This is a genomic window from Streptomyces rubellomurinus (genome assembly GCF_000961885.1).
GTDB lineage: Bacteria > Actinomycetota > Actinomycetes > Streptomycetales > Streptomycetaceae > Kitasatospora > Kitasatospora rubellomurina.
In genome coordinates this window covers 1-11,513 of the sequence record NZ_JZKH01000150.1, presented here as the reverse complement: position 1 = coordinate 11,513, position 11,513 = coordinate 1, and the positions used below count along the sequence as shown (strand labels likewise).

At 77.5% G+C, this 11,513-nt stretch carries 3 protein-coding genes; all 3 read right to left on the bottom strand.

Going from position 1 to position 11,513, the window contains the following annotated elements; all coding sequences use genetic code 11:
- Window positions 1–2,416: type I polyketide synthase (locus VM95_RS35955; RefSeq protein ID WP_425265394.1), on the bottom strand; the 2,416-nt coding region annotated here is incomplete at its 3' end.
- Between the two features lie 64 nt (window positions 2,417–2,480).
- Window positions 2,481–7,361, bottom strand: a complete 4,881-nt coding sequence (locus VM95_RS35950) for a type I polyketide synthase (RefSeq protein ID WP_045705158.1) — start codon at window positions 7,359–7,361, stop codon at window positions 2,481–2,483.
- A 69-nt stretch (window positions 7,362–7,430) separates the two neighbouring features.
- The coding region (locus VM95_RS35945; RefSeq protein WP_045705155.1) for an SDR family NAD(P)-dependent oxidoreductase at window positions 7,431–11,513 on the bottom strand (4,083 nt) is incomplete at its 5' end.

Here is an 11,513-nt window from a genome sequence, read left to right as displayed (position 1 = left end):
GCAGGTTGCGGTACCAGTAGGCGGCGTCCAGCGTGCGGGTGTCGATCGGCTCACCCACCAGCGTGGAGTAGAACGGGACTTGAGCCGGGCGCGGAGTGATGCCCTGGAGGGCGGTCAGGATCTCCTCGCGGATCGCCTCCACGTGGGCGGAGTGCGAGGCGTAGTCGACCTCGATCCGACGCGCCCGCTCGTGCTCCGCCAGCAGCTGCTCCAGCACGTCCGCGTCACCCGAAACCACCGTCGACGAAGGCCCGTTGAGCGCGGCGATCGAGATCCGGCCACCGTACGGCTCCAGCAGCCGCGCCACCTCCTCGGCGGGCAGCGGGAGCGACACCATGCCGCCCTCGCCGGACAGCGCCGGCAGCGCCCGGGCGCGCAGCGCGACGACCCGCGCGCCGTCCTCCAGCGACAGCGCCCCGGCCACACACGCCGCCGCGATCTCGCCCTGCGAGTGCCCGACCACGGCCGCGGGCTCGACCCCGAACGACCGCCACAGCCCCGCCAGCGACACCATCACCGCCCACAGCACCGGCTGCACGACGTCCACCCGGTCCAACCCGGCGCCGCCGCGCAGCACTTCGGTCAGCGACCAGTCCACGTACGGCGCCAGCGCCGCCTCGCACGCCGCGATCCGCGCCGCGAACACCGGCGAGGCGTCCAGCAGTTCGGCCCCCATGCCGACCCACTGCGAGCCCTGTCCCGGGAAGACGAAGACCACGCCCGGCTCGGCCAGCACCGCTCCGCGCACGGTCGCGGCGGTGGTCCGGCCGGCCGCGAGCGCGTCCAGGGCCTGCCGGGCCTGGGCGGGGTCGGCGGCGAGCACCACGGCCCGCCGGTCCAGCGCGGCCCGGGTGGTCGCCAGGGACCGGCCCAGGTCGGCGGGTGCGAGCTCGGGATGCTGCGCCACGAAGGGCGCCAGCCGGGCGGCCTGGGCGGTGAGCGCCGCGTCGGTGCGGCCGCTGACCGGCCAGGGCAGGACGTCCGCCCGCAGCGGGAGCGGCGCCGCCCGCTCGGCGGGTTCCTGAGCCGATTCGGCCGGGGCTTCCTCCAGGATCACATGGGTGTTGGTGCCGCTGACGCCGAACGCGGAGACCCCGGCCCGGCGCGGTTCCGTCCCGCGCGGCCACGCCACCGGATCGGTCAGCAGCCGCACGGTGCCCGCCGACCAGTCCACCTCGGGCGTCGGCGCGTCCACGTGGAGGGTGCGCGGCAGCAGGCCGTTCCGCAGCGCCATCACGGTCTTGATGACGCCGGCCACCCCGGCCGCCGCCTGGGTGTGGCCGAGGTTGGACTTCAACGCGCCCAGCCACAGGGGCCGTTCGGCGGAGTGTGCCGGCCCGTAGGCGGCGATCAGGGCCTGGGCCTCGATCGGGTCGCCGAGCGTGGTGCCGGTGCCGTGCGCCTCGACGGCGTCGACCTGGCCGGCCGTCAGCCGGGCGTGGGCCAGCGCGGCCTCGATCACCCGCTGCTGGGCGGGGCCGTTGGGCGCGGTGAGGCCATTGGAGGCGCCGTCCTGGTTGACCGCCGAGCCGCGCACCACGGCCAGCACCGGGTGTCCGTGGCGCCGGGCGTCGGACAGCTTCTCGATCAGCAGCATGCCCGCGCCCTCGGCGAAGCTGGTGCCGTCCGCGGCGGCCGCGAAGGCCTTTGAGCGGCCGTCTGCGGCCAGGCCGCGCTGGCGGCTGAACTCCGTGAAGAGGCCGGGCGTGGCCATCACGGTGGCGCCGCCGGCCAGCGCCATGGTGCACTCGCCGGCCCGCAGCGCCTGGCAGGCCAGGTGCAGGGCCACCAGGGAGGAGGAGCAGGCGGTGTCCACGGTGACGGCCGGGCCCTCCAGGCCGAAGGTGTACGAGACCCGGCCGGAGACGACGCTGGCCGCGCTGCCCGTGCCGAGGTAGCCCTCGACGGACTCGGGCACCCGGTCCAGCCGGCTGCCGTAGCCCTGGGCGACCATGCCGACGAAGACACCGATCGGTCTGCCGCCGAGCGAGAGCGGGTCCAGGCCGGCCCGTTCGAAGGCCTCCCAGGAGGTCTCCAGGACGAGCCGCTGCTGCGGGTCCATGGCCAGCGCCTCGCGCGGCGGGATGCCGAACAGCTCGGGGTCGAAGGCGTCGGCCTCGTAGAGGAAGCCGCCCTCGCGGGTGTAGGAGGTGCCGGGGCGGTCCGGGTCCGGGTCGTAGAGCGCCTCCAGGTCCCACCCCCGATTCGCCGGGAACCCGGCGACGGCGTCGCCGCCCTCGGCCACCAGGCGCCACAGGTCCTCGGGCGAGGCGATCCCGCCGGGGTAGCGGCAGGCCATGCCGACGATCGCGATCGGCTCGGCCTCCTCCAGTTCCTGCACCCGCCGCCGGGCCTTGCGCAGGTCGGTCGTGGCGCGCTTGAGGTAGTCGCGGAGCTTCGCTTCGTTGCTGGTCACGACTCGGTCACCCATCTCTGCGGTTGCGGGGGCTGCGGTTCGCCGCCTGCGGGCGGCCCGGCCGTCACGGCGACTCCAGTTCGTCGTCGAGGAGGTCGAAGAGCTCCGCGTCGCTCGTCGCGTCCAGGTCGTCGGCCGGTTCGGCCTCCGGGCCGTGGCCGGTGTGCCACTTCGCCAGCAGGGCGTTGAGGCGGTGGGTGATCCGGGTGCGGGCCGCGTCGTCGTCGGGGACGGCGGCGAGCGCGGCTTCCAGCCGGTCGAGTTCGGCGAGCCCGGGGAGCACGGCGGGGGTGTCGGCGAGGAGTTCGCCGCGCAGGTGGCGGGCCATCGCCGCCGGGGTCGGGTGGTCGAACACGAGCGTCGCGGGCAGCCGCAGCCCGGTGGCCGAGCCGAGCCGGTTGCGCAGTTCGACGCCGGTCAGCGAGTCGAAGCCGAGGTCCCGGAACGGGCGGGCGGGCGCCACCGCCCGTTCGTCGGGGTGGCCGAGCACGGCGGCGACGTGCGAGCGGACCAGTTCCAGCAGGATCCGGTCACGTTCGACCTCCGGCGCGCCGGCCAGGCGCCGGCGCAGGTCGGCGGGCGCGGCGGCGTCGGCGGCGGGGTCGCGCTCGGCGCTCTCGACGGCCTTGCGGGCCTCGGGGATCTCGTCCAGCAGCCGGCCGGTGCGCTCCGAGGCGAAGACGGCGGCGAACCGCTCCCAGCGCACGTCGATGACCACCGAGCGGGTCTCGTCGTGGGCGAGGGCGTCGCCGAGGGCCTCGGTGGCCAGGTCCGGGTCCATCTCGTGCAGGCCGTGCCGGCGGGCGCGTTCGCCGATGCCGTCGGCCGCCATGCCGCCGCCGGCCCAGGTGCCCCAGGCGATCGCGGTGGCGGGCAGCCCGTCGGCCCGGCGCTGCTCGGCCAGGGCCTCCAGGAAGGCGTTGCCGGGCGCGTAGTTGGCGAGGCCGGGGGCGCCGAAGGTGGCCGCGAAGGAGGAGAACACCACGAAGGCGGCCAGGTCCAGCCCGCGGGTGAGTTCGTGCAGGTGCAGGGCGCCGTGCGCCTTGACCCGGAGCACCCGGTCGACCTGCTCGGGGGTGAGCCGGTCGATCACCGCGTCGTCCAGGATCGCCGCGGTGTGCACCACGGCGGTCAGCGGCTGCTCGGCGGGGATGCCGGCGAGCAGGGCGGCGAGCGCGGCGCGGTCGGCGACGTCGCAGCGGGCGATCACCGTCTCGGCGCCGAGGGCGGTGAGTTCGGCGTGCAGTTCGGCGGCGCCGGGGGCGTCCGGGCCGCGCCGGCTGGCCAGCAGCAGCCGGGGGGCGCCGTTGCGGGCCAGCCAGCGGGCGGTTTGGGCGCCGAGGCCGCCGGTGCCGCCGGTGATCAGGACGGTGCCGGTGGGCGCCCAGGGGCGGGCCGGCGGGCGGCCGGTCAGCGGGGCGCGGACGATCCGGCGCAGGTGGACGCCGTCGGCGCGCACGGCGGTCTGGTCCTCGCCGCCCCGGTCCGCGCCCTCGGCCAGCACGGCGGCGAGCCGGCCCAGTTCGGCCGGGCCGCAGCCGGTGGCGGGCAGGTCCACCAGGCCGCCCCAGAGCTTGGGGTGCTCCATCGAGGCGACCTGGCCGAGCCCCCAGTAGAGGGCCTGGAACGGGTTGCCGAGCCGGTCGCCGGCGCCGACCGTGACGCCGCCCCGGGTGGCGCACCAGAGCGGGGCGCCCAGGTCGGCGTCGCCGACCGCCTGGATCAGCGCGACGGTGGCCGGGAAGCCGGCGGGTACGGCCGGGTGGGCCGGGTGCGGGGCCTCGGCCAGGGCGAGCAGCGAGAGCACGCCCGCGACGGGGACCCCGGCCTCGGCGGCGGCGGTGCGCAGCGCGTCGGCGAGGGCGGCGCGGTCCGCCGTGCTCGCGGTGTCCACGGCGAGGGCGGTGACGGCGGCGCCGCGGGCGGTCAGCTCGCGCTCGACGTCGGCGGTGGGCTCGCCGGTGGGCGCGACCAGCAGCCAGTGGCCGGTGAGCCGCGGCGCGGTGGCGGGGTCGGCCCGGCGGCGCCAGGCGATCCGGTAGCGCCAGGAGTCGAGCTGGGCGCGTTCGCGGCGTTCGCGCCGCCAGGCGGCGAGGCCGGGGAGCACCGCGCGCCAGGCGTCGGGGGTGACGGTGGCCGGGAGCCCGGCCGGGTCGCCGTCCTCGACGGCCGCCCAGAACGCGGCCTCGGCCGGGTCGGCGGGCGCGGGTTCGTCCGCGCCGACCTCCAGCAGGTAGCGCCGGCGCTGGAAGGGGTAGGTGGGCAGGTCGACCGGCCGGCCGGCGCCGAGCGCGGCCCGCCAGTCCACCGGGGCGCCGTGCGTCCAGGCCTCGGCGAGGGAGTGCAGAAAACGCCCCGGGCCGCCTTCGTCGCGGCGCAGCGAGCCGATGGCGGCGGCGGTGGCACCGGCCTGGTCGACGGTCTCGCCGATCCCGACCGCGACGACGGGGTGCGGGCTCGCCTCGACGAAGACGCCGGTACCGTGCCGCGCCAGGTGCTCGATCACGGGCGCGAAGCGGACGGGCTCGCGCAGGTTGGTGTACCAGTACGCGGCGTCCAGGACGGTGGTGTCCAGCTCGCCGCCGGTGACGGTGGAGTGGAAGGGGATGTCGGCGGCGCGCGGGGTGATCCCGGCGAGCGCGGTGAGCAGCTCGTCGCGGATCGCCTCGACGTGGGCGCTGTGCGAGGCGTAGTCGACGTCGATGCGGCGGGCGCGTTCGTGCTCGTGCTCGTGCTCGGCGAGCAGGTGCTCCAGGGCGTCCGCGTCGCCCGAAACCACCGTGGACGAGGGGCCGTTGAGCGCGGCGACGGAGATCCGGTCACCGTACGGCTCCAGGAGCCGCGCCACCTCCTCGGCGGGCAGCGGGAGGGAGACCATGCCGCCCTTGCCGGAGAGGGCGAGCAGGGCGCGGCTGCGCAGGGCGACGACGCGGGCGCCGTCCGCCAGTGTGAGCGCCCCGGCGACGCAGGCGGCGGCGATCTCGCCCTGGGAGTGGCCGACGACGGCCGCGGGTTCGACGCCGTGGGAGCGCCAGAGTGCGGCCAGCGCCACCATCACGGCCCACAGGGCGGGTTGGACGACGTCGACCCGGTCCAGGCCGGTGCCGGTGCGCAGCACCTCGGTCAGCGACCAGTCCGTGTGCGGCGCGAGCGCGGCCTCGCACTCCGCGATGCGCTCGGCGAACACGGGCGCGGTGTCGAGGAGTTCGGCGCCCATGCCGGCCCACTGGGAGCCCTGGCCGGGGAAGACGAAGGCGACCTTGCGGGCCGCGCCCGCCGTGCCGGTGACGAGGGCGGCGGAGGGCTGCCCGTCGGCGAGCGCGCGCAGGGCCCGCCGGGCGGCGCCGTGGTCGGCGGCGAGCACCACGGCGCGGTGGTCGAGCACGGCGCGGCCGGTGGCGAGCGACCGGGCGACGTCCACCGGCCGGGCCCGCGGGTCGAGTTCGGCGTCGGCGAGGCGGGCGGCCTGGGCGGCGAGGGCGGGTGCGGTCTTCGCCGAGAGGATCCACGGGACGGGGCCGGCCGGCCCGGGTTCCCCGGCGTCCGGCTGCTCGACGGCGGGTGCCTCCTCCAGGATCACGTGCGCGTTGGTGCCGCTGATCCCGAACGAGGAGACCGCGGCGCGGCGCGGCTGTTCGCCGCGCGGCCAGTCCCGACGTTCCGTCAGGAGCCGTACGGTGCCGGCCGACCAGTCGACCTCGGGGGTGGGCTCGTCGACGTGCAGGGTGCGCGGCAGCGCGCCGTGCCGCAGCGCCTGCACCATCTTGATCACGCCGGCCACCCCGGCGGCGGCCTGGCTGTGCGCGAGGTTGGACTTGACCGAGCCGAGCCAGAGCGGGCGTTCGGCGGTGTGCGCCCGGCCGTAGGCGGCGATCAGGGCCTGGGCCTCGATCGGGTCGCCGAGCCGGGTGCCGGTGCCGTGCGCCTCGACGGCGTCGACCTGGTCGGCGGTCAGGCCGGCGTTGTCCAGCGCCGCCCGGATCACCCGTTCCTGGGCCCGGTCGTTGGGGGCGGTGAGCCCGTTGGAGGCGCCGTCCTGGTTGACCGCCGAGCCGCGGACCACGGCCAGCACCCGGTGCCCGTTGCGGCGGGCCTCGGAGAGCCGTTCGAGCAGCAGCACGCCGACGCCCTCGGACCAGCCGGCTCCGTCCGCGGCGGCGGCGAAGGACTTGCAGCGGCCGTCCGCGGCCAGCCCGCGCTGCCGGGAGAACTCGAGGAACGCGCCGGGGTTGGCCATCACCGTCACCCCGGCGGCCAGGGCCAGCGTGCACTCCCCCGCGCGCAGCGACTGGGCGGCCCAGTGCAGGGCGACCAGCGAGGAGGAGCAGGCGGTGTCGACGGTGACGGCCGGGCCGTGCAGGCCCAGCGCGTAGGCGACCCGGCCGGAGGCGATGCTCGCCATGTTCCCGGTGCCCAGGTAGCCCTCGACGCCCGCCGGGGGCCGGTTCAGCCGCACCAGGTAGCCGGAGGAGATGGCGCCGGCGAACACCCCGGTCGGGCTGCCGGCCAGCGAGCACGGGTCGATGCCGGCCCGCTCGACCGCCTCCCAGCAGGCTTCCAGCAGCAGCCGCTGCTGCGGGTCCATGACCAGGGCCTCGCGCGGGGAGATGCCGAAGAAGTCGGCGTCGAAGTCGAAGGCGTCGTGGACGAACCCGCCCTCGGTGGCGTAGCTCTTGCCGACCGCGTCCGGGTCCGGGTCGTACATCCCCTCGACGTCCCAGCCGCGGTCGGTGGGGAAGCCGCCGACCGCGTCGCGTTCGGCCAGGACGAGCCGCCACAGGTCCTCGGGCGAGGCGACCCCGCCGGGGTAGCGGCAGGCCATGCCGACGATCGCGATCGGCTCGTTCGCGCGCGCCTGCTCGGCCTGCAGGCGCTGCCTGGTCCGGCCGAGGTCGGCCGTCACGCGCTTGAGGTACTCGCGGAGCCTGTCCTCGTTGCTTGACACCGTGTTGCTTGACACCGTGTTGCTTGACATCGTGTGCACTCCCCGCACGGTCCCGCTGGATGGTCGGCGTCAGGAAGCGCCGAGTTGCCGGTCGATCAGCTCGAACATCTCGTCGTCGGTGGCCGCGTCGAGGGCCGCGTCGTCGATCACCCCGCCGCCTTCGCCGTCTCGGCGCCAGCTCCGGAGCAGCGCTTCGAGGCGCCGGCCGACCGCCGCCCGGGTCGGCTCGTCCGGCCGGCAGCCCGCCAGGGCGGCCTCCAGCCGGGCCAACTCGCCCAGGACGGCCGGTACTTCGTCGGCCCCGGCGCCGATCTCGGCGTTCAGGTGCCGGGCCAGCTCGGCCGGGGTCGGGTGGCTGAAGACCAGGGTGGCCGGCAGCCGCAGGCCGCTCGCCGCGTTCAGCCGGTTGCGCAGTTCGACGGCGGTCAGCGAGTCGAAGCCGAGTTCGCGGAAGGCCCGGTCGGGTTCGACGGACTCCGGCGAGCCGTGGCCGAGCACCACCGCGACGTGGCCGCGCACCAGGTCGAGCAGCAGCTCCTCGCGGGCCGCCGCCGCCAGGCCGGCCAGCCGGCGGGCGAGCGTGCCGCCCTCGGCCTCGGCGCCCGCCCGGGCGGCCCGCCGGGCGGGGGCCCGGACCAGGCCGCGCAGCGGCGCGGGCAGGCCCGCCGCCTGGGTGCGCAGGGCGGCCAGGTCCAGCCGCATCGGCAGCAGGAACGGCTCGTCCCGGCCGAGCGCCGCGTCCAGCAGCGCCAGGCCCTGCTCGGTGCCGAGCGGCAGCAGGCCGAGCCTGGTCATCCGGCCGACCGCGCCCTGCCCGAGGTGGCCGGTCATGCCGCTGGCCCGCACCCAGAAGCCCCAGCCGAGCGAGCCGGCGGGCAGGCCGCGGCTGCGCCGGTGCGCGGCCAGTGCGTCCAGGAAGGTGTTGGCGGCCGCGTAGTTGGCCTGGCCCGGGTTGCCGAGCGCGCCGGTCATCGAGGAGAACAGCACGAAGGCGGCCAGATCGTGACGGGCCGTCAGTTCGTGCAGGTGGACGGCGGCGTCGGCCTTGGGGCGCAGGACCCGCGCCAGCCGGTCCGGGCCGAGCGAGGTGAGCACGCCGTCGTCGAGCACGCCGGCCGCGTGCACCACGGCGGTGAGCGGGCGGTCGGCCGGGACGGTGTCCAGCAGGGCGGCGAGCGCGGCACGGTCGGCGGCGTCGCAGGCGGCGACGGTCACCGTGGCGCCCAACGCGGTGAGTTCGGCTGCCAGTTCGGCCGCGCCCGGGGCCTCGGCGCCGCGCCGGCCGACCAGCAGCAGGTGGCGGATGCCGTGCGCGGTGACCAGGTGGCGGGCCACGAGGGCGCCCAGCGTGCCGGTGCCGCCGGTGATCAGCGCGGTGCCGGCCGGATCGAGCGGGCGCGGCACGGTGAGCACCAGCTTGCCGGTGTGGCGGGCCTGGCTCATGAACCGGAACGCCTCGGGCGCCCGCCGCACGTCCCAGCTGCGCAGCGGCAGCAGCCGCAGCGCGCCGCGCTCGACCAGGTCGACGACCTCGCGCAGGATCTCGCCGATCCGCTCGGGCGCCGGGTCCACGTGCGCCCGGTAGCGCACGTCCGGGTACTCCAGGTCGACCTGGTCGGGGTCGCGGACGTCGGTCTTGCCCAGCTCCAGGAACCGTCCGCCGCGCGGCAGCAGGCGCAGCGAGGCGTCCACGAACTCGCCGGCCAGCGAGTTGAGCACGACGTCCACGCCCGCGCCGCCGGTGGCGGCGAGGAAGGCCGGTTCGAAGGCGAGGGTGCGGGAGTCCGCGATCCGCCCGTCCGGGACGCCGAGGGCCCGCAGGGCGTCCCACTTGCCGGGGCTCGCCGTCGCGTACACCTCGGCGCCCAGGTGGCGGGCCACCTGCACGGCGGCCATGCCGACCCCGCCGGCCGCCGCGTGCACCAGCACGGCCTCGCCGGGCTCGGTGCGGGCGAGGTCCACCAGGCCGTACCAGGCGGTCAGGAAGACCACCGGGAGGGAAGCCGCTTCGGCGAAGCTCCAGCCGTCCGGGATCCGGACCAGGGTGCGCCGGTCGGCGACGGCGAGCGGGCCGAAGCCGCCCGGCACGATCCCGGTGACCCGGTCGCCGACCGCCAGGTCGGCCACCCCGGGGCCGAGTTCGACGACCACCCCGGCCGCCTCGCTGCCCATGCCGACCTGGCCGGGCACCATGCCGAGCCCGACCAGCACGTCACGGAAGTTGAGCCCGGCGGCCCGGACGGCGAGCCGCACCTGGCCGGGGGCGAGCGGCGCGGCGGCCTCGGGGTGGGGCAGCAGCGCGAGCGCGTCCAGGGTGCCGGGTTCGGCGGTGTCGAGCCGCCAGGCCGGCGAGCCGTCCGGCGGGGTGAGCAGCCCGCTCCGGTCGGCCCGGACCACCCGGGGCACCAGCACCTCCCCCCGGCGCAGCGCCAGTTGCGGCTCCCCGGAGGCGACGGCCCCGGAGACGGCCTCGGCGAGGCGGGCGGCGGAGTCGGGGCGGCCGTCGGTGTCGACCAGCACGAACCGGTCCGGCTCCTCGGCCTGCGCGGCGCGCAGCAGCCCCCAGGCGGGCGCGTGGGCGAGCGCCGTGACGTCCTCGCCGAGCGCGGTGCTGACGGCCCCTTCGGTGAGGACCACCAGGCGGGCGGCGGCGAGTTCGGCGGCGCCGAGCCAGCCCTGGACGGCGGCGAGGACGGCGTCGGCGCAGGCGCGGGCGGCGGCGGGCAGCGGGCGGTCGGCGGGCGGCAGGGGCAGCGGCAGGACGACCACGTCCGGTACGGGCTCGCCCGCCGCCAGGGCCGCGCCGAGGGCGGCGAGGTCCGGGTAGCGGCGCGCGGCGGCCACGGCGGTCCCGCTGCCGAGCACGGCCCAGTGCTCGGTCGGCGCCGCGCCGCCGGTCGGCAGCGGCTGCCAGTCCATTCGGTACAGCGAGTCCCCGTTGCCCGGCTGGCGGTGTTCCGACACCGGGCGCAGCACCAGGGCGTCCACGGCGGCGACCGGGCCGCCCTCGGCGTCGGCGACCTGGAGGGTGACGGCGACGGCCGTCCCGTCCACCGGGTCGGCGGCCGGGGCGATCCGCACCCGGGCGCTGGTCGCGCCGACCGCGTCGACGCGGACGCCGGTCCAGGCGAACGGGAGCCGCACCCGGCCGACGTCCCGCACGGAGCCGACCAGCCCGACCGCGTGCAGGGCGGCGTCGAGCAGCGCCGGGTGGACGCCGAAGCGCTCCGCCTCGCCGTGCTGCTCGGCCGGCAGGGCCACCTCGGCGAACACCTCGTCCCCGCGCCGCCAGGCCGCCCGCAGGCCCTGGAACGCCGGGCCGTAGCCGTACCCGGCGGCGGCCAGGCCCTCGTAGTAGCCGTCCAGGTCCACCGGTTCGGCGCCGGGCGGCGGCCACGCCGACAGGTCGAAGGGCTCGCCCCCCGGCTCGTTCACGAGCGTGCCCGTCGCGTGCCGCGTCCACGGGTCGTCCGCGGCGCCCGCGCCCGCGCCGCCGGGCCGGGAGTGCACGGACACCGTGCGCCGCCCGTCGTCGTCCGGGCCGCCGAGCCGGACCTGCACCTGCACCGCCTCGCCGGGCGGCAGCACCAGCGGCGCCTCCAGGGTCAGCTCCTCCAGCCCGGCCGCGCCCGCCTCCTGGCCGGCGCGCAGCGCCAGCTCGACGAAGGCCGTGCCGGGCAGCAGCACCGAGCCGGAGACCGCGTGATCGGCGAGCCAGGGGTGGGTGCGCAGCGCGAGGCGGCCGGTGAGCAGGTACTCGCCGCTGTCGGCGACGGCGATGCCGGCGGAGAGCAGCGGGTGGTCGGCGGCCGCGAGGCCGAGTCCGGCCGGGTCGCCGGGCGCGCCGACCGCGTGGTCCGGCCAGTAGCGCTCGCGCTGGAACGCGTAGGTCGGCAGGTCCACCGGCGCGCCCGCCGGGAACACCCGCGCCCAGTCGACGGCGGCGCCGTGCGTCCACGCCTCGGCGAGCGCGGCGGCGAACCGCTCGGGGCCGCCCTCCTCGCGGCGCAGGGTGCCGACGGCGGCCGCCCGCGCGCCGGCCTGCTCGATGCCCTCGCCGATGCCGACGGTCAGCACGGGGTGCGCGCTGGCCTCGACGAACAGGGCGAAGCCGTCGTCGAGCAGCCGGCGCACGACGGGAGCGAAGCGCAC